Source organism: Phyllobacterium lublinensis, from assembly GCF_020164435.1.
GTDB classification, from domain to species: domain Bacteria; phylum Pseudomonadota; class Alphaproteobacteria; order Rhizobiales; family Rhizobiaceae; genus Phyllobacterium; species Phyllobacterium lublinensis.
In genome coordinates this window covers 14025-33308 of the sequence record NZ_JAIUDQ010000008.1, presented here as the reverse complement: position 1 = coordinate 33308, position 19284 = coordinate 14025, and the positions used below count along the sequence as shown (strand labels likewise).

Here is a 19284-nt window from a genome sequence, read left to right as displayed (position 1 = left end):
CCCTTTAGTCGTGCAGATTGCGGGCAATTGCTGGTCCGACATCGAGGTTCCGAAAAATAACCTCGAAACCGCCACGCTCCGGCGAGCACGCCATCAGTCCGACGGACGCGTCAGCTTTGGAAAACGGTGCCAAGCGGGCCAACTGCCATGGCGTTCCGTTGACTGAAAATTGCACCCGAACGGCGTCATCATGGCGTGTCAGCTGCACCGAAACGTCATCGTCCGGGCTCGCACTGTGTAGTGGAATGACCGACCAGTCAGACGCACCATTTGTAACGACAACGCTGAAGTGCATCAATCCGTCGGTGTATTCTATGCCCGTTTTGATCCAGTTGTGCTGGTCAATTCGCAGCATCAGGCCGGCTTGATCGTAGAGCTGTTGATAGTCTCCTCGAAATGAAACTCTGGCTGTGAAATCGCCTGTGACAGGCGTCAGATAGGCGTGGCCATTATCACGTTGAAATCCATAAAAAGTGTCCTGCCAGAAGTCGGTTTTTTCGTCTGTGGCGAGCTTTAGTTCCCGTGCATTGCCACTGGCATTGGAAGGTGGATTTAACCAGCTGAATTCTTTGCTCATAGGTGCTCCCATTGTTTGACGGCGTATAAGGACATAAAGTGATTACATGGGCATTCACAGACACTTGCCGCTGCCGCCGGGCTTCGCTCCCCAGCCTTGGGCGTCAAACGTGTGTTCGGCGGAGGTCAAATCGTAGTGGTTGACGCGGGTTATTTGAAGCCAAGAGTTGGATCGATATGACGCAATCGTCGGGTTACGCGCCTTCGTTTCGCATTATCCATTGGGTCATCGCTGTCCTAGTCTTCGCCGTATGGCCTCTTGGAATGTTGCTCAAATATTTCAAGGACGACGTTAAGCTCAGTTTCTACATGCTTCACGAGTCATTCGGCTTTCTGGTGCTCTGGTTCATGTTGCTACGCTTGGGTATGAGGTTGTCCTCCAATGCTCTGCCTGCGCGTGCTGACGATTGGACAGGCAAACTATCCCTGATTGTGCATGTCCTGCTATACATCGCATTGGTAATCATGCCGGTAAGCGGTTTCCTGGCCACCAACGCCCACGGCTTTCCGCTCCAGTGGTTTGGCCTAGTTCCCATTTGGAGCCCCGTTGGACGTGCGCCGGCTATTGCTCCTTACTTCAGCATTCTCCACACCTTTACGGCTTGGGCCATTCTCGCCCTCGTGTGCCTTCATATAACAGGGGCACTGTTTCACCGTATCGTGCGTCAGGACGACACCTTCCAAAGGATGCTGTAGGCAATGCAAAAAGTTGAAGTATCGGACCGCGATTGGAAACATCTTCTCGATCTACGCGACAAGGTTCATGTCCCCGGGAGTCCCGCCGGGTCAAATAGCAACCCATGCATGTCCCTGTACCGGCCTCTTGCCGAACGTACAAAACCGTTCGTGCTTGCGCAGGTCGGCCAATCCCTTGACGGGCGCGTCGCTACCCCTTCGGGCGATGCGCGTAATGTATCGGGGAGCGACGGCATCGTTCACCTGCATCGCTGCAGGGCATTGATGGACGCAGTGATTGTTGGTGTCGGAACAATCATCTCGGACAACCCCAGCCTTTCTGTGCGCAAGGTCAAAGGACCCAATCCGATACGCGTTGTGATTGACTGCAACGGCGAAATTCCCGCGGATGCCAAATTCCTTAATGATGATGGAGAAAGCGTCATCCTTATTCAGGCCGACGATGTCGATCGAACCATCAACGGAACTCAAGCCGTCAAGCTCCCCCGACGGCAAAGCGGGCTGGACGTTGAGGATATTCTCGGTGCTCTTCGCAAATTGGGGTTAAATTCGATTCTGGTCGAAGGCGGACGTCGCACCATTGCGCGATTTCTCGACGCCGGAGTCGTGGATCGGCTGCATGTCGCAGTTGCACCGCTGATAATCGGTTCTGGTCCAAACGGGATCTGCTTGCCACCCGTTCATAGTCTTTCCGAAGCGCAACGCCCGAAAATCGACGTGTACAATATTGGCACTGACGTGCTGTTTGATTGCGACTTCAGACATCAGTACCAACAGACCTGAGAGACGATGTCCGAGGTAAGGCAAGCACATCGGTATGGCCTACACGACATCCCCCCCGTCCGATGGCTTTGAGCCGGAAATCCCGCCAGTCTGCAAGTTTTGCGGACTGCAGCTTTCCGGTTTCGCTAACCGCAGTGGCCACGCCATCGACGAATGCCTGGTGCAGTTCGCTTGCCCTTTCGTCGATGACCCAATCGCTCCGGGCGACCTCCACACTGTACCCTGCGCTCGCGAAAACATCGCTTGTGACATCGGCCGATTGCGGTCCCAGGGCGACGCCAAATCCCTTGTCGGAGCGCTGGTGAAAGTTGAAGAGCTCCAAGACCACTGCATCCTCGGGATGCGCGATTTCATATGTCATCTCGCCGTTGTAATTCAACGCAGCATAGAGCCCCGTGCCCAACCCGACCAGGCGCTGCGCTAGTTCCTCGATGAAAATACGTGAACAGAGATCGAAAAGGGCCGATGCGGTCACGAGGTTCGCATCATCCAGTGGAAGCGCGGAGACATGGTTGAGATCCGCGATTTCATAGGTGATGTTGCCGTTGCCGACATGCCGTCGTGCGGCTTCTCCCAGCAAGCGCGGATCATGATCAATCAATCGCCATCGTGTCGACGGCATGCGGAAACCCATGGCGCGAAAGGTAGAACCGGTTCCGCTGCCAATATCAACGATTAGACCCTTGGGATCTGACGCGATAAATCGCGCCGTTTTGCCCAACAAATCCTCGTTGCGCGCACGACAGTCGACCGGCTCGCGCAAAGCGAGCCAACTGGTGTCAAACCCGGTCATTCGTCACGCTCTCAATGGCGGTCACGCATCGTTGCGCGGTGTCGGCCCACACGGGCAACGATGCACCATGACGAAACGAAGCAGCAGCCATCGTATTTCTCAAATCCTCATTGACCAGCAGACGTCTCAATGCGTCGGCAAAGCCTAGGGGATCATCCGGGGCAACGAGCAATCCCGCATCATCGGGAACAACTTCCGGTACAGCACCGGCCCTGCAGGCGACAATCGGCAAGCCATGGGACAAAGCTTCTGCAAAGGCCATGCCATAACCTTCATACCGGCTTGCGAGCGCAAAAATGTCCGAGTGGGCAAGTTCCGAGCGAGTGTCGTCCACCTGCCCAGCGAGAATTATGCGGTCAGAGAGACCGCAATTCGCAATTTGCCGCACGAGTTTGATTGTGTATTCGCCATCCATTGAACGGCTGCCGATAATCTTGCATTGCCATGGTAAATCGGCAATCTGCGCAAGCGCCAGAACAAGGACGTCATGTCCCTTGCGAGGGATGATCGAACCGATGCTGATAATGCGCGGGATGGCGACGCCCCCCCTGGCACGAACACCTGGATCAGTCCCGGGAACGGCTACGGTAACCTTGCTTGCGGGAACGCCATACGTTTCGACCAGCTGTTTTTGAGTTGTCGAGGATGTAACCAGTATCGCCCTGGCATAGGAAAGGGCCTGTTTTTCGGAGTGAGCCAGCCCCGCGGCAGCCTCTGCAGTCAAGCCTCCCTCCAAAGCGAGCGGATGGTGGACCAGGGCTATGAGGTTCAGTGATTGCGAGAGTCTTTGGGCGATCTGGCCAAACGTGCCAAATGCAAGGCCGTCGATCAACACAACCGAGCCTTCCCGTAGCGCGCAGAGTCTTTCATCTGCCAGTGTCAGTGTTGGCGCTGTGGGAAAGGGAAAGCCGTCACCAAGCGGAACGAGTTGCACGTCCCATCCGAGCTTTTGCAGTTCTGAAATGACCTTGCGATCGTAACCGTAGCCACCTGTTCTGGCTTGGATGTCACCGGGATATGCGAAATAGATGCTCTTGGTCAAATATCGGCCTCGTACCAACCGCGGGCCATGTGGGATTCATTGAGAAGCACACGAATCCTGCATATGCGCGCGCCTCCTTCACCAAGTTTCCCCGTTCTGACGGCCACCGTCAGTTCATCGAATATATGCTTGCAGATGACTTCGGTAGTCGTAACCTTCTCGGCGAAGATTTCCAACTCATCAAGGTTTTGATAGTTGAGCGGCTTGAGTATCTGGGCCAGCGTAGACGTTGCCAGACCTATATCCACGGCCAGTCCGTTTTCGTCCAGGTCTTTCGTGAAGAAAGCAGCGTCAACGACGAAAGTTGCGCCGTGCATTGCTTGGGCAGGACCAAATACCGGCCTGGGTAAACTGTGGGCGATCATGATGTGATCGCGGACTTCAATTGCAAACACGTAAACTCCTGACCCTAGAGCAAGTTTTGTCTATTTGCTCTAGTAGACAATGCGGTGGCAGAGCGTGGCCGGCGATGCGACGATGCCGGGATAATCACGATCCAAAGTGTCGAACGAGCTTTCGCCAGAAAACATGACATCGAGCCTATCATCGGCAAGTAACGAAATTGCGGTCCCAAGTCGCCTCGCAAACGTCCAGCGTGAGCGCCTCGTCGCTGCTATCCCTCCAACCTGCGAACTCACAATGGATAGGCGTTGAGAGTGAAACCTTTCGCCAAGACCAATGTCAATGCGCTTGTCCCCGTACCAACTCGCTTCGACAATACGGCCCTCATAACCAGCGCATTCCAGTGCCACATCGAGTGCCTCGGAGGAGGCCGATACATTGATCACCACGTCGCAATCGGGCGGGGCTTCAGCGGGCGAAATGAACGCAATGCCAAGGGCCGAAGCGACGGAATTTCTGTCTGGGTTTATGTCTGCAAGCCGCACTTCGGTCCCGACGATCTGGGTTGCGAGAAATGCCGTCAGCAGCCCCACTACACCAGCGCCAAGTATGACGACGCGATCGCCGGGGAGGATGCCTGCATCCCAGATCACGTTGAGGGCTGTTTCCATGTTTGCGGCCAATACCGCACGACGTGGAGGCAATGATTGGGGCAGGCAATGTATATCGGATGCGCTTACAACAAACTGCGATTGATGGGGGTGCAGACAAAACACCGCGCGGCCCACCAGCTCGGCTGGTCCGCCCTCGACAATACCGACGACGGAATAGCCATACTTCACGGGGAATGGAAACGAGCCATCCTGGTATGGACAAGCCATTGCTTGAAATTCGGATGGCGGGACTTTTCCATTCAGCACAAGCGATTCCGTGCCGCGGCTGATCGATCCGAAGCACGCACGTATGCTGACTGATTCGGAATTCAGGGATGGCAGTTCCACAGAGCGCAGTGCGCAAATGCCCGGTTGTTCAATCCACAGCGCGCGTGGCGATGATTTGTACCGGTTGCTATGGTTCATCCTGAGCGTCCGTTGCGTGAGTCTGCCCAAACTATCAGTTAACACCGGCGGATAAAGGCAGCCATCTTGCAGGTTTGTCACTTTTATTTGAAAGGCGAGGGGCGAACCGTTGTTGCACACTGACTGCAGCTACCTGGAGGTCACCATGACGATTCCGCGGGAATTCGGTTCTCGGGTTTGTAACAAAGATCGTTATCACCGTGCAGCAGTGTTGGGGCTTGCACCATCAGCTTATTTTTCCACCTCACGACAACTCTTTTTGGACACGGTCACGATACTCGCTCTGGTTGGCGCAGCGGTTTTGGCCATTTCGATCACCCTGATCTATGCCGGTGATTTCGACTGGTACTTCGCAGCTCTGACAATGGGAACTTACTTGCTGGGTAGCTGGCTGGTCGTCGCCAAGCTAAAGGGATATCCGCACCAGCGCTTCGGCCCCGCAAATACCATCACAGCGCTCAGAGGCGGCTTGACCTGCTTGATGGCCGGCTTCCTTGTGGAAACGGAATGGCTGATCGACCCGACAATGACCTCATGGATATGGGGCGTAGTTGCGGGATCTCTTTTGGCGCTGTGCCTCGACGGCCTTGATGGCTATCTGGCACGGCGGTTTGAAATGACTTCGGAGTTCGGGGCACGTTATGACATGGAGGTCGACGCAGCGCTTATCCTGTGCCTTTCGCTATTGATCTATGCAATGGCAAAAGCCGATTGGTGGGTAATATTCATCGGAGCCATGCGATATCTTTTTGTTGCCGCGCAGTTCTTCGACAGCAGGCTGAAAAGACCGCTCCAGCCCTCCCTTCGACGAAAGGCGATCTGCGTTTTGCAGATGGTGGCGCTCTGCACCATCCTCTTGCCAACGGTTAACCCTCCCGTTTCGACGTCGATCGCTGCCTGGGCGCTGCTTGCGTTGGTCTGTTCATTTGGCAGCGATGCATATAGCCTGATGCGCCGGCAGGCCCGGCCCCTCACGATGACTAAAAGGGGAGCGTCAAACGCCGATTTGCCAGTCAGTTCTCCCATCACGGCGAAGATGCCACGCGAAACGCTGGCTCCAGCGCCGGGATCCAAGGTCGTATGATTGGCCCTTATCGTGGAACACGAGCATTGCCTTCGTTCCCGGGAGCAAAGACTGATGTTCATAGATGAAACCTCGTAAAAGATCAGCTTTTGAGTATATCGGTACGGTCGCAAGCGTGTTGCGATTACCATGTGCAATTCTTGCGGCGCTATTGATCCTGAATTTGCCCGCCGATCCGAGTGATATGGCTGGTGCAAGCTTGCTCAGGATTCCGGTAGAGATTTTTCCGATCACTCTCCTTCTTGTCATTCTGAACGGCTCATATTTCAGAATTGCGCGATGGTTGCTGACCATCGCCCTGACAATCTTGCTTCTGTTGAAGCTGGCCGACATTGGCACTTACAGCGCCTTTTCCCGGCCTTTCAATCCAATCGTGGATGGCAAGCTTCTGGTGGATGGATGGATCGTCTTGAATGGATCGGTAGGGCCGACCAACGCCTACGCATTGGTGATCGCGGCCCTGCTTTGCATCGTGTTTGTCATATCCCTGCTATTCTGGTCATTCGGTGCATTTCGCAAAGCTGATACTGGCCGCTGGCCGCTGATCCTGGGAACGGGACTTGGAATCGCAAGTCTTGGCGCCATCGCCGTCGTCCATACAAACCATGGTTCAGGCTTCCTTGAAGCAAGCGCCACATCATTCGTCACAGATCGCGTGACGTTGCTAAGACGTTCGCTTGCGGACAGGCAATTGTTCGAGAACTTGTTGGCCAATGACCCCATTGACGCAATTCCCCCTGGTCGCCGCCTCAACGCCCTGAACGGCAAGGACGTGATCCTTGTTTTCATCGAGTCCTATGGCGAAAGCGCGCTCCATGATCCCCGATACGCCGGCGTGATCGGTAGCCGGCTGGAAAAGGTAGAGCGACAACTCCACGAAGCCGGTCTTTCTTCGCGCAGCAGTTGGCTTGTGTCGCCAACGTCAGGCGGGTTGAGCTGGCTTGCGCACGGAACCCTTTTGTCCGGCGTTTGGGTAGACAGCCAGCAGCGCTACGACCAGTTGATTGCCAGCGACCGCCCCAGTTTGAATCGACTGTTCCGCGAGGCAGGCTGGCGCAGTGTCGCTGTTATGCCAGCCATCACGATGGATTGGCCAGAGGCCAGTTACTTTGGCTACGATGCGATCCACGCGGCGAACAATCTCGGCTATCGCGGCAAACCCTTCAACTGGGTCACCATGCCGGATCAATACACATTGTCGGCGTTTCAACTATCTGAGCGTAATCAGCTGCATAGACCGATCATGGCGGAGATCGCACTGATTTCCAGCCATGCCCCCTGGACCCCGATACCAAGACTTTTGGATTGGTCAACAATCGATGACGGTATTGTTTTCAACGAGCAGGCAACGTCCGGCGATCCGCCGGACGTCGTCTGGCGCGACCAGGATCGGATCCGCGCACAATATCTGGCCTCAATAGATTATGTGCTTGAAGTTCTCGGCTCATACATGGCCAGGTACGGACGGAATGCGGTCTTCATATTGCTGGGTGATCATCAACCGGCCAACATCATTACCGGGCCAGGTGCATCGCGGGCCGTTCCTGTTCATATAGTCACCGACAATCCGGACTTGCTAGGCCGCCTCGATGTAACACGATGGACCCCTGGCATGATACCTGGCCAAACCCAGCAGCCGGAACGCATGGATAAATTTCGGGAGGAACTGGTTCGCAGGTTCAGTGATCCACATTGACCAGCTCCCTCGTAATTGCCTAGTCCTGTTGGCCCAATCCAAACGCCATGGATCATGGAACAAGCAGGCAAATTTCGCGTTTAGGGCGAGTAGCGCGGGGGACAGCAATCATCAACGCTCATTTTGGCAACCGCATTCGTGCTGGCATCGTTTCCAGCTCATCGGAAATACTGAGTAACTGAAGTCGGAAACCATTCCATAGGGCCTATATGAGCTTTGCAGAACAGCCACATTCAACCGATGATAGATGGTTTTTGCGTCACGGCGGCGAACTTGCGCGGCTGATTGGCGACTTCGACTGGGCGGCAACGCCTCTTGGCCCGATCGGTGGCTGGCCGCCGACCCTCAAGACGACGATAGCCCTCATACTTTATTCACCGGTCCCGATCGTGACACTATGGGGCGAGGTGGGCATCATGATCTACAACGATGCCTATTCGAAATTTGCCGGTAACCGCCACCCCAAGCTTCTTGGATCTGAAGTCCGCAAAGGCTGGCCGGAGGTAGCGGACTTCAACGATGTCGTCATGAAAACCGGCTTAAGCGGCAAGACACTGGCTTATACGGATCAGGAACTTACCCTGGATAGAAGCGGCCGTCCCGAATCCGCCTTCATGAACCTCGATTATTCACCGCTTCTCGGCGAGGATGGTCGGCCAGCCGGCGTCATGGCGATCGTTGTCGAAACCACTGCGAAGGTGCGAGCGGAAAGACGCCTGAAGGGCGAGAGCGAGCGGCTGCGGCACATGTTTGAGCAGGCTCCCGGGTTCATGGCGATGATGTCGGGACCTGAGCACATCTGCGCAATGGCCAATGCCGCCTATCTCCAGTTGATCGGGCATCGCGACATTCTTGGCAGACCCTTGAACGTTTCACTGCCAGAAATAGCCGATCAAGGCTTCGTGAAACTTCTTGACGAGGTCTATGAAACTGGACGGCCCTTTGTCGGCCAAGGCATGTCGGTGGAACTGCAAGTTCGTCCAGGCGGGAAACGCGAAACCCGCTACGTTGATTTTGTCTATCAGCCGATCTTTGACGAAGCTGGCAAGACCTCTGGCATATTCGTTCAGGGCCACGATGTCACCGAGCAAAAACAAGCCGATATCGCGCTGCGCAAGGAAACGCGTCTTTTGCAGATCCTCAATCATATAGGCGCTGATATCGCGGGTGAGCTTGACCTCGAAAAGGTCGTCCAAATGGTCACAGACGCCTGTCTCGAGATGGTGGGAGCACAGTTCGGCGCGTTCTTTTATAATGTTCTGGACGAGAAGGGAGAGAGCTACATGCTGTACTCCCTCTCTGGCGTGCCGCGCGAAGAATTCTCCAAATTCCCCATGCCGCGCAACACGGCGGTCTTTGCACCCACCTTTGCAGGTGAGGGCGTCGTGCGCTCGGATGATATTCTCCAGGATCCTCGCTACGGAAAAAGCAAACCCCATTACGGCATGCCGAAGGGCCATCTCCCTGTTCGCAGCTATCTGGCCGTGCCGGTGTCATCTCGGTCCGGGGAGGTCATTGGCGGACTGTTTTTCGGGCATGCGGAGGTGGGCATGTTCAAGCCTGACCACGAAACGCTGCTGGTTGGCATTGCCGGCCAAGCCGCCGTCGCCATCGATAATGCGCGGCTTTTCCAGGCAGCTGAACGCGAATTGGCGGAGCGACGCCAGGCCGAGCAAGCGTTACACCTGTTAAACATGACGTTGGAACAACGGGTCGCCGATGAGATCAATGAGCGATCCAAGGCTGAAGAACAGTTGCGCCAGGCCCAAAAGATGGAAGCACTGGGCCAACTCACAGGTGGCGTCGCACATGACTTCAACAACCTCCTGCAAATTGTGTCCGGCAATCTGCAACTGATGGCAAAGGACGTTGCGGGGAACCCGCGCGCGGAGCGTCGTGTGGAAAACGCACTCGCTGGCGTCAGTCGGGGGTCGAAGCTGGCAAGCCAGTTGCTCGCCTTCGGCCGCCGGCAGGCGCTTGAGCCCAAAGTTGTCAATATCGGCCGTTTTGTTGCCAATATGGGGGACATGTTGCGCAGGACGATCGGCGAGTCAGTCGAGATGGAGTTCATTGGCGCTGGCGGACTGTGGAACACACTGGTTGATCCGACGCAAATTGAGAATGCCGTGCTCAATCTCGCGATCAATGCGCGCGACGCAATGGACGACAGTGGCAAGTTGACGATCGAGGTTGGCAACGCCTTTCTCGATGATGCTTACGCCCGGAAACATGTGGACGTCGAAGCGGGCCAGTACGTGATGCTGGCGGTAACGGACACTGGTGTCGGCATGTCCTCAGAGGTTCTTGCCCAGGTATTCGAGCCATTCTTTTCCACTAAGCCAGTCGGGAAAGGTACCGGGCTCGGCCTTTCAATGGTCTATGGCTTCGTCAGGCAATCGGGTGGTCATGTCAAAATTTACAGCGAACCGGGACAGGGCACCACGGTCAAGATCTACTTGCCACGGGTCCATCATAACGAAGACATACTGACAGATGCGGATTTTGGCCCCGTTACCGGTGGCACCGAAACCGTACTGGTGGCTGAGGACGACGAGGAAGTTCGTGCCACCGTGGTAGAGATGTTGGGCGATCTTGGTTACAGGGTACTCAAGGCCAAAGACGCGACAAGCGCACTGTCCATTATCGAAAGTGGCGTGCCCATTGACCTGTTGTTCACGGATGTCGTCATGCCTGGCCCGCTTCGCAGCCCGGAACTCGCCCGTCAGGCACGGCAAAGGCTTCCAAACATCGCAGTGCTATTTACATCGGGATATACCGAAAACGCCATCGTGCATGGAGGGCGGCTCGATGCAGGCGTGGAACTGCTGTCGAAGCCATACGGACGCGAGGCGCTCGCCAGGAAAATCCGCAATGTACTCGACAGCCAAATTCAGCGAGATCAACAGTCCGAGCAGGCGCTTGCGTCGGCTCCGGAATTCAACGAGGCGCCGTTGTCACCTGCCTTGACGATCCTGCTCGTGGAAGACGACGTGCTCATTCGCATGAATGCAGCTGATATGTTGACCGAAATGGGCCACACCGTTGTCGAAGCTTCGAACTCGGTGGAAGCAATGAATGCATTGAGGGCGCAGCCATTCGACATCCTGTTTACTGATATTACATTACCGGGCGCATCTGGCTCGGACCTCGCAAGCGAGGCTCAAGATTTGCAGCCGGACATCGGTATCATCTTTGCCACGGGACGCGACGCTTTGCCGAAAATGCGAGAAGGGATCAGGTCCGTTCTCCTGCGCAAGCCGTATGGCAGTGGCGATATCGTCGCGGCGCTGAGCGCCGCCCGAAATGGCAATTGACAACCCAAACCAATACGCTCGTGTCGTCTCCGGCCATACACAGGCTCGGGTTGCAAACCCGTGAGTGCGGTTGAAATCATTTGGCCGTCATTGACGAAATGCAAGAGCAAGCGAACGACGGCCAATCCCCAAATTATTTAGTTGAGATCTCCCAAATACCTCGGATTGCTCAATGGTTTGTCCTGCGTGCAAGGGGTAAACTTCGGAAAAATTCGAGCAGAGCTCTCATCTGCCAAGCTTGTCCATGGCGTGTTTGAGATGGGAGCCTCGAACCCTTTGAGAGGACTTTCATGCGTGATTTTAATCACCAGCTGCCAAACGATCGGCCATACCAACTGTATGGCAGTCTGTTCGTGGCCATCCTTGCAATAGCTGTTGGAATTGGCTGGGTTTTACTGCACAACGTCGCGCAATAGCAAAACCTGTTGTGCTGCCGTAATCCCGTGGGTGCGATGGGCACCGATACAGTATACGCAAGCTAGCCCGGGATCGGACAAATCGAGACATGCTTGAACTCGGGCAATGTCCGGTAGCGTCGCCGGACTGGGGTTATTATGCGTTCCGCTTGGCTCACAATATGAAAATGGCGGCCGCGGCGCAGCAGCCGGTCAGGATTTCTGCAGTCGTACGACCAAAGCACAGTGTCCCTCCTTCGACAATTTCTGTCCACAAAACGGCAAATTGGTGGTTTTTGCCATGACAGCCTGATGCGGGTGCGCTATGGTCCAGCCTGTCGAGGGTCTGATGATTTGCACAATCGCAAGGCCCTGTCAGTTTGCGGGAGAGTGTCCCGTGCAGTGATGCGCAGGACCACCGAAGGGGAAATCGCCCGAAATCTCTCAGGTACCAGGAACCGCAAACGGATAAGACAACTCTGGAAAGTCGGGGGAAACCCCGCGCCGAAGGTGTAAGTTCAGCCAGACCGCAAGAGCAGCGTTCCGGCCGGGCGAGTCTCTCAGGCTTCCGACAGAGGGGTAAAGATTGAATCCGCCATTGTGGCGGAGGTCTTTGCATGTCTCTGGAGTAAAAATGGGCGCCGACGAAAACAACAAATCAGAACATCTCAAGTCATTACCTCTTGAGGATCTGCACAAAGCCGCCAATGCGCGCTTTGGCGGATTTGCGGGATGGTCAATGCCGATCACCTATCCGCTTGGCGTGATGAAGGAGCATCTTCACACCCGCGAGCTTGCCGGACTTTTCGATATTTCCCACATGCAGCTGTTCGAGGTTTCCGGTCCTGGCGCCGCCGCGCTGCTTGCTCGCGCGTGCCCGCTTGATGCGGCGTCCTTGGCCGCGGGACAGTCCAAATACACGTTCTTCCTTGATGAGAAGGCTGGTATCCTCGATGATCTGATCGTCACAAGGCTGGGCGACGACCGCTTCATGGTGGTTGCCAATGCCGGCAATGCCGCTACCGACGAGGCGCATCTGCGTGCAGTAGCCAAAGGCTATGATTGTTCAATCGATGCGCTGGACCGCGTGTTCCTGGCAATCCAGGGACCGATGGCGATCGACGTCCTCGCCGCCGCCGGAATTGACGGAACCGGACTTTCCTTCATGCATGGTTTCGAACCGAAGCCCGGCTGGTTCATGAGCAGGTCCGGCTATACGGGGGAAGACGGTTTCGAGATCGGGCTGCCCGCCGGAGAGGCGCGGAAGCTTGCAATGGCGCTCCTCGCCGACGAACGTGTGGAATGGGTCGGCCTTGCGGCGCGCGACAGCCTGCGTCTCGAAGCCGGACTCTGCCTGCATGGCAACGATATCACGCCGGAAACGGATCCTGTCGACGCAGGTCTTACATGGGCCATTTCCAAGCCCGTGCGCGAGCAGGCGGCGTTCATCGGAGCCAAGGCGCTCCAGGACAAGCTCGCCAAGGGTCCAAGCCGCAAACGCGTCGGCCTGAAACCTGATGGCCGCCAACCGGTGCGGTCGGATTCCCTTCTGGTGGATATCCACGGCAATACTGTTGGTTTGGTGACATCGGGCGGCTTCGGTCCGTCAGCAGGCTATCCCGTTGCAATGGGCTATGTCGGCAAGGATTTTGCTCCCGTCGGCACCCAGGTTTTCGCCGAGGTGCGCGGCAATCGCATTGCGCTCCATGTTCATTCACTTCCCTTCACGCCACATCGCTACCACAAAGGATAATACCGATGGCATCCACATATTTCACCGAAGATCACGAATGGGTACGCGTCGAGGACGGCGTTGCCACGGTCGGCATTACCGATCATGCGCAGGATCAGCTCGGCGATCTCGTCTTTGTCCAATTGCCCGAGATTGGCCAGTCCCTGTCGAAGGGCGACCCGGCCGTTGTGGTTGAATCAGTCAAGGCAGCCTCCGACGTCTATGCGCCGGTGGACGGCGAAGTGGTCGAGGTCAACGAGGCGACAGCAAGCGACCCGGCCCTGGTCAATTCATCGGCCACAGGCGATGGCTGGTTGTGGAAGATGAAACTCTCCGACACGAGCCAGCTGGCCGCGCTGCTGGATGAGGCGGGATACAAGGCGATTATTGGATAGGAATACCATATACCCTCCCGGGCCTCCGGCCCATCCCTCCCCACACGGGGAGGGTATAAGTGCTGCATCCCATACCATTGTTACTCGCTGGATGCAGAACTTCGTATCGTTTGCGGCCTTACCCCCCTTGTGGGAGGGGAGGAGCGAAGCGACGGGAAGGGCCATTGAACTGCAGACAAAAGGCGCACCATGAACAACAACACAATCTTCCCCTTCACCGATCGTCATATTGGCCCGAGTATCCAGGGCTCGCGCGCCATGCTGGCGACGCTTGGCATTCCTTCGCTCGAAACCCTGATTTCGCAGGCGGTGCCGAAGTCCATCCGTCTGGAGCGGCCGCTGAATATCCCTGAGGCGGTCAATGAGGCTGAGGCCCTGGCCGAGCTCGCCGCAAAGATGGACCAGAACAAGACACTCAAGAGTTTCATCGGGCAGGGCTATCACGGCACCCACGTGCCGGCGGTGATTCAACGCAACCTGTTCGAGAACCCGGCCTGGTACACGGCCTATACGCCGTACCAGTCCGAGATCAGCCAGGGGCGGCTTGAGCTGCTGTTCCATTTCCAGACGCTGGTTACAGAGCTGACGGGCCTGCCTGTGGCATCTGCCTCGCTGCTTGACGAGGCGACAGCGGTCGCCGAAGCCGTTGGCATCGCCTGGCGGCATCATCGCGAAAAGCGCGCGCGCATTGTCCTTGCAGGAGATGTCCATCCGCAGATCCTCGACGTGGTCAGGACGCGTGCCGAGCCGCTCGGAATGACGGTGAATGGTGGCGAAATCAACGCGGAAGTAGCGGCGATCATCGTGCCCTGGCCGGATACCTATGGTGTCTATGGCGATCACTCCGCCATCATCAAGGCCGCAAAGGCTGTTGGCGCGCTGGTCATTGCCGTCGCCGATCCCCTGGCGCTCACGATCAGTACATCCCCGGCCTCGATTGGAGCGGATATTGCCGCTGGTTCGATGCAGCGGTTCGGCGTGCCGATCGGCTATGGTGGACCGCATGCCGCCTATCTTGCCGTCAGCGACGCGCTGACGCGGCTTATACCGGGACGCCTGGTTGGCCAGTCGGTCGACGCCAAGGGTCGGGCCGGCTATCGCCTTGCGCTTCAGACCCGCGAACAGCATATCCGCCGCGACAAGGCGACATCCAATATTTGCACGGCGCAGGCTCTTCTGGCCAACATGGCAGTATCCTTTGCCATATGGCACGGACCGCAGGGTCTGCGGGCGATTGCGAGCCAGGTTCATGCCCGGACCGCACGCCTGGCGGCGGGTCTTGCCGCTGCCGGACTTCAAATCGGCGGCAAGCACTTCTTCGATACAATAACGGTCAATGTTCCCGGCAAGGCGGGCGCCATCGCCGCCGCCGCTGAAAAGGACGGACGCCTTGTGCGCATCGTCGACCAGGACCGCATCGGCATTGCGGTTGATGAAACCACGACGGACGAAGATCTGGTCGCTCTGGCCGCGCTATTCGGGGCCAGCGTCCCGGAAACTGCCGAGGCAACACTGCCGGGAACCCGGCCAGCCGAGGGCTTCATGACCCAGGCCGTCTTCCACCAGCAGCGGTCCGAAACCGAGATGATGCGTTTCCTGCGCCGGCTTGCCGACAAGGACCTGGCGCTTGACCGCGCCATGATCCCGCTCGGATCCTGCACGATGAAGCTGAACGCTGCAGCCGAGATGCTGCCTGTCAGCTGGCAGAGCGTTGCGAACGTGCATCCGTTTGCCCCCGCCGGTCACGCACTGGGCTACAAGTCGCTGACCGACGACCTGGAAAACTGGCTGGCCGAGATCACCGGCTTCGATGCGGTTTCCCTGCAGCCCAATGCGGGCAGTCAGGGTGAGTATGCAGGCCTGCTGGCCATCCGCCGCTACCATCTTGATCGCGGCGATGACCATCGGGATGTCTGCCTCATTCCGGAGTCAGCGCATGGCACCAATCCTGCCAGCGCCCATATGGCCGGCATGCGTGTGGTTGTCGTGGCCTGCGAAGATGAAGGCGATATCGACCTCGACGATTTGAAGGCCAAGGCCGAATTGCACTCCGCCAATCTTGCGGCGCTGATGATCACCTATCCTTCGACCCATGGGGTCTTCGAGGAGGGCGTGAAGGATATCTGTGCGATGATCCATGCGCATGGCGGCCAGGTCTATTTCGACGGGGCCAACCTCAATGCGCTGGTTGGTTTGGCACGCCCCGGCGACATTGGCGCAGACGTGTGTCACATGAACCTGCACAAGACCTTCTGCATTCCGCATGGCGGCGGAGGACCCGGCGTGGGGCCGATCGGCGTCAAGCAGCGCCTCGCCGCCTTCCTGCCTGGCCATGTTGCAGTTGGATCGGCTCATGCAGTTTCGGCCGCACCCTTCGGCAGCGCATCGATCCTTCCGATCACCTGGATGTACATCCGCATGATGGGTGGCGCCGGTTTGAAACGCGCGACGGAAATGGCCATCCTCAATGCCAACTATATCGCCGATCGCCTGAAGGACACCTATCCGGTGCTGTTCCAGGGTCGCAATGGCCGTGTCGCGCACGAATGCATTCTCGATACGCGTGTGCTGAAGGAAAGCGCGGGCATCAGCGTCGAGGATATTGCCAAGCGGCTGATCGACTATGGCTTCCATGCCCCGACCATGTCCTGGCCGATCGCTGGAACGCTGATGGTTGAGCCGACCGAGTCCGAATCGAAGCGCGAGATCGACCGTTTCTGCGATGCGATGATTGCGATAGCGGGCGAGGCGGCAAAGGTTGCCAGCGGCGAATGGCCGAAGGATGATAATCCGCTGGTCAATGCGCCGCATCCGGCAGGCGATGTTCTTGCCGACGACTGGTCGCATCCCTACAGCCGCAGCGTGGCAAGCCTGCCTGCAGGGGAGAGCGAGGAGAACCCGAAATACTGGCCGCCAGTGTCACGCATCGACAATGTCGCGGGCGATCGCAATCTGGTTTGCTCCTGCCCGCCAATGCAAGCCTATAGTTAAGCATGAAATTAATTGAACGAGAGTTCAATTAATTTCGGAATGGAAAGGGTGCCAGACGGATATCTGGCACCTTTTTTCTTGTTTTGCGGAAAGGTTAGGGCGGATCTCGGCCGATTTGCATGCCGAATGTCGGAATCTCAACCGGGAATCTTCGAATTTGGTGTCAAATTTTCAACTCACGCGGGAATTTGTGCTGTGCCAAGGCGAGTGCTCACCAGTTGGGTGAGATGCTCTGTTCCATGCTGTCGCCGCCGGGCTGGAGTTCCGGTGCAAGCTGCCGCAAGGACAAGGGGAGGGCCTGCAAGTCACTGGATTCAAAGGAAAGATGCGAAAGCCGGGTGCGGACGAGGTCCGCTACCGCACGCGCCTGCATGCCGTCGCGAATCCGCTTGGCCGCATCACGATCGGCTCGCCGCGACAGCCACAGTTTGTGCAGCGCAAAGGCTCGTGGGTCCGGGCAGGAATATGCCAGTGGGTAACCGCGCTGATCGATCACGACCGCAGACACTTTAGGGCTGTTGACCAGCCATGAAAGCCCTTCAATTTCAATGGCTTGCAAATCATCTTCGTCTGCGCTGAAACGCGACTTTCCCCCACTTGCCATGACGTTCCTGGGCGTCGGTTTGATAAGATCGACCAGGAAACCATCACGGTTGGCTGCCCGGTAGCTGTTCTTCGCCAGGGGCGCAAATGAATGATCGATCTTTTGCAGGAGACCGATCAATCCCTTGGCACCGAACTCCTGGCTTATCAACCGCAGGCTGAATCGCGAGTCCATCAGGAGATCGACGTCCTGCGTGGAAAGCAGTCCGCTCGTGATCTGGACGCCGCCCAAGCGCTCATAGACAAAAAGCGCATTTGTTCCAACGACATCGACCGCCGTTCCCATGAGGCCGCTCTTGTCCAGGGCGCGGACGATGCGCGCCGTCAGAAGCGGCACACGCCCAAGTGCCATGGCCCGGTTGACCGGGGCAAGTTCATCCAGTCGTTGTGCAAGACGGGTCAGGCGGTCCTTGGTATTGTCGCGACCGGAATGAAACTGTTTGTAGATAGTTTCGGTTTCCGGTGATCTCGGGCCCAGTGATTTCCAGATGCCGCTCGTCTTCTTGTAGAGATATTCCTTGCCATTCGTGCTCGTCTTCCATGACATGGAACCGGCGAAGCGCTGGTCATACTCCTTCAGGCTTCTGCCGTAGACCTCGTAGCTCTGCTCGGTATCGACATGCTGGCGTATTTGATCAGAAGATAATTCCTTGAATTCAATCATATTATCCCCAATCAAGGTTGTTAATGGAGCAATAGGGATAATAGCGCGTATCGCGTAAATCAAAAAGCTGATTTTCAATGAATTATCCCTGTTCAATTCAACATCTGGCGCAAAAGGGATATTCTGCGTGCAATCGGCACCAGACAACGCTCATGCTCCTGACAGACCGATGTCAGGAGCCTCGCTGTATTATTTATCGCGCGCATGCATGGTAGGAGGAGCACCTTGCCGGAGTTCGACGTCAGCCACCTTTTGCTGACCGACACCATAGCGGTACATGATGTTGTCTGCCGCGGCACATGCCGCCATCGCAGCGCGGAAGAATCTGCTTCGGCAACGCATCTCGTGTTTCCGTATCGCGGTCTCTACGTCCGGCATGTCGGCGGTGACCAAACCGTGGCGGATGCGAACCATGTACTCTTCTTCAATGCCGATGAAACCTATCAGGTCAGTCACCCCGTCGAAGGTGGCGACGCAAGCCTGTCGCTCTGCCTGCCGGAGTCAATGTTGCGCGAATTGGCACCCAAATCCCTGCTCAATGACCATGGCAACCCGGGCTTCTGCCGCCAGCATCTGCGCATCGATGCGCGGGCACAGGTCCTGGTTGCATTGTTGCGGCACAGTCTGACGAACGGCACCATCGACCCACTCGAAGCGGAGAGCCTGTTGCTTACGCTGGTATGCCGTAGTCTTGGACCGCGACAGGCACACCGCCACCGGGCAACCTATGCACGCAGCCGGCTGGCCGATCGGATCAAACTTCTTCTGGCGAGCGATCTATCCCGGCGCTGGACCTTGGCGGACATTGCCGCTGAAACCGGCGGTTCGCCCGTCTACCTGACCCAGATATTCCGGCAGGTCGAAGGCGTTCCCCTGTACCGTTATCACCTCCATCTGCGTCTTGCGCGTGCACTGGATATGATCGCGCGATATGACGACCTCACCGCTTTGGCCCTGGATCTGGGCTTTTCCAGCCACAGTCATTTCACGGCCGCCTTTCGCCAGGCCTACGGCCGGTCACCGACGGCCTTCACGCGATCCACCCGAAACGCCTAAAGATCTCGATAGCGGCTATGGCAACTAAATGGTCTCCTGAGCA

Annotated in this window: 15 protein-coding genes and 1 riboswitch; of the genes, 9 read left to right on the top strand and 6 right to left on the bottom strand. The window is 56.9% G+C overall.

Annotation, left to right across the window (positions count from 1 at the left end; all coding sequences use genetic code 11):
- Positions 1-4: 4 nt before the first annotated feature.
- Positions 5-577 carry a DUF1349 domain-containing protein gene (locus tag K9U38_RS11965; RefSeq protein WP_224494564.1) on the bottom strand — a complete coding sequence of 191 codons (573 nt, stop codon included), beginning with the start codon at positions 575-577 and terminating at the stop codon, positions 5-7.
- Positions 578-753: 176 nt separating this feature from the next.
- On the opposite strand from K9U38_RS11965, the gene K9U38_RS11960 reads away from it, so the two are divergent.
- The gene (locus K9U38_RS11960) at positions 754-1272 is read left to right on the top strand and encodes a cytochrome b (protein WP_224494563.1); all 519 of its coding nucleotides are present in this window, start codon (positions 754-756) and stop codon (positions 1270-1272) included.
- A 3-nt stretch (positions 1273-1275) separates the two neighbouring features.
- A complete protein-coding gene (locus tag K9U38_RS11955; RefSeq protein ID WP_370631908.1) occupies positions 1276-2055 on the top strand; it encodes a RibD family protein in 780 nt (259 codons plus the stop codon).
- Here the strand turns inward: K9U38_RS11955 and K9U38_RS11950 are convergent.
- From K9U38_RS11950 to K9U38_RS11935, 4 genes are read right to left on the bottom strand one after another with little or no spacing between them, the layout of a single operon-like run.
- Positions 2030-2848 carry a class I SAM-dependent methyltransferase gene (locus K9U38_RS11950; protein ID WP_224494561.1) on the bottom strand — a complete coding sequence of 273 codons (819 nt, stop codon included), beginning with the start codon at positions 2846-2848 and terminating at the stop codon, positions 2030-2032. The two genes, K9U38_RS11955 and K9U38_RS11950, sit on opposite strands and share 26 nt — an antisense overlap.
- Positions 2835-3890: a glycosyltransferase family 4 protein gene (locus K9U38_RS11945; RefSeq protein WP_224494560.1), complete on the bottom strand. Its 1056-nt coding sequence runs from the start codon at positions 3888-3890 to the stop codon at positions 2835-2837. The genes K9U38_RS11950 and K9U38_RS11945 overlap by 14 nt, the downstream gene beginning before the upstream one ends.
- Positions 3887-4285 carry a 6-pyruvoyl trahydropterin synthase family protein gene (locus K9U38_RS11940; RefSeq protein ID WP_224494559.1) on the bottom strand — a complete coding sequence of 133 codons (399 nt, stop codon included), beginning with the start codon at positions 4283-4285 and terminating at the stop codon, positions 3887-3889. The genes K9U38_RS11945 and K9U38_RS11940 overlap by 4 nt, the downstream gene beginning before the upstream one ends.
- Positions 4286-4324: 39 nt before the next feature.
- Positions 4325-5113 (bottom strand): zinc-dependent alcohol dehydrogenase, encoded by a 789-nt coding sequence (locus K9U38_RS11935; protein ID WP_224494558.1) that lies wholly within the window; start codon positions 5111-5113, stop codon positions 4325-4327.
- A gap of 457 nt (positions 5114-5570) precedes the next feature.
- On the opposite strand from K9U38_RS11935, the gene K9U38_RS11930 reads away from it, so the two are divergent.
- The 6 genes from K9U38_RS11930 (at position 5571) to gcvP (ending at position 16918) form a co-directional block, all read left to right on the top strand.
- Positions 5571-6395: a CDP-alcohol phosphatidyltransferase family protein gene (locus K9U38_RS11930; protein ID WP_224494557.1), complete on the top strand. Its 825-nt coding sequence runs from the start codon at positions 5571-5573 to the stop codon at positions 6393-6395.
- Positions 6396-6594: 199 nt separating this feature from the next.
- Positions 6595-8091: an alkaline phosphatase family protein gene (locus K9U38_RS11925; RefSeq protein ID WP_224494556.1), complete on the top strand. Its 1497-nt coding sequence runs from the start codon at positions 6595-6597 to the stop codon at positions 8089-8091.
- Between the two features lie 209 nt (positions 8092-8300).
- Complete coding sequence (locus tag K9U38_RS11920; protein WP_255607165.1) at positions 8301-11405, top strand: response regulator; 3105 nt, start codon at positions 8301-8303, stop codon at positions 11403-11405.
- A 768-nt stretch (positions 11406-12173) separates the two neighbouring features.
- Positions 12174-12271: riboswitch (glycine riboswitch) on the top strand.
- A 163-nt stretch (positions 12272-12434) separates the two neighbouring features.
- Positions 12435-13553 carry a glycine cleavage system aminomethyltransferase GcvT gene (gene gcvT, locus K9U38_RS11915; RefSeq protein WP_224494555.1) on the top strand — a complete coding sequence of 373 codons (1119 nt, stop codon included), beginning with the start codon at positions 12435-12437 and terminating at the stop codon, positions 13551-13553.
- 5 nt (positions 13554-13558) lie between these two features.
- Positions 13559-13927, top strand: a complete 369-nt coding sequence (gene gcvH / locus K9U38_RS11910; protein WP_224494554.1) for a glycine cleavage system protein GcvH — start codon at positions 13559-13561, stop codon at positions 13925-13927.
- Between the two features lie 189 nt (positions 13928-14116).
- On the top strand, positions 14117-16918 hold the full coding sequence (gcvP, locus tag K9U38_RS11905; RefSeq protein WP_224494553.1) for an aminomethyl-transferring glycine dehydrogenase: 2802 nt from the start codon (positions 14117-14119) through the stop codon (positions 16916-16918).
- A 211-nt stretch (positions 16919-17129) separates the two neighbouring features.
- Here gcvP and K9U38_RS11900 read toward each other — a convergent pair whose 3' ends face one another.
- A complete protein-coding gene (locus K9U38_RS11900; RefSeq protein WP_224494552.1) occupies positions 17130-18185 on the bottom strand; it encodes a GSU2403 family nucleotidyltransferase fold protein in 1056 nt (351 codons plus the stop codon).
- 225 nt (positions 18186-18410) lie between these two features.
- Here K9U38_RS11900 and K9U38_RS11895 point away from each other — a divergent pair, with 225 nt between their 5' ends.
- Positions 18411-19241, top strand: coding sequence for a helix-turn-helix transcriptional regulator (locus K9U38_RS11895; protein ID WP_224494551.1), 831 nt, complete (start codon positions 18411-18413; stop codon positions 19239-19241).
- Positions 19242-19284: the final 43 nt, after the last annotated feature.

Coding starts and splice junctions, on each gene's coding strand:
- K9U38_RS11965 (WP_224494564.1), bottom strand. CDS start 577: ATGAGCAAAGAATTCAGCTGGTTAAATCCACCTTCCAATGCCAGTGGC.
- K9U38_RS11960 (WP_224494563.1), top strand. CDS start 754: ATGACGCAATCGTCGGGTTACGCGCCTTCGTTTCGCATTATCCATTGG.
- K9U38_RS11955 (WP_370631908.1), top strand. CDS start 1,276: ATGCAAAAAGTTGAAGTATCGGACCGCGATTGGAAACATCTTCTCGAT.
- K9U38_RS11950 (WP_224494561.1), bottom strand. CDS start 2,848: ATGACCGGGTTTGACACCAGTTGGCTCGCTTTGCGCGAGCCGGTCGAC.
- K9U38_RS11935 (WP_224494558.1), bottom strand. CDS start 5,113: ATGGCTTGTCCATACCAGGATGGCTCGTTTCCATTCCCCGTGAAGTAT.
- K9U38_RS11920 (WP_255607165.1), top strand. CDS start 8,301: ATGAGCTTTGCAGAACAGCCACATTCAACCGATGATAGATGGTTTTTG.
- gcvT (WP_224494555.1), top strand. CDS start 12,435: ATGGGCGCCGACGAAAACAACAAATCAGAACATCTCAAGTCATTACCT.
- gcvH (WP_224494554.1), top strand. CDS start 13,559: ATGGCATCCACATATTTCACCGAAGATCACGAATGGGTACGCGTCGAG.
- gcvP (WP_224494553.1), top strand. CDS start 14,117: ATGAACAACAACACAATCTTCCCCTTCACCGATCGTCATATTGGCCCG.
- K9U38_RS11900 (WP_224494552.1), bottom strand. CDS start 18,185: ATGATTGAATTCAAGGAATTATCTTCTGATCAAATACGCCAGCATGTC.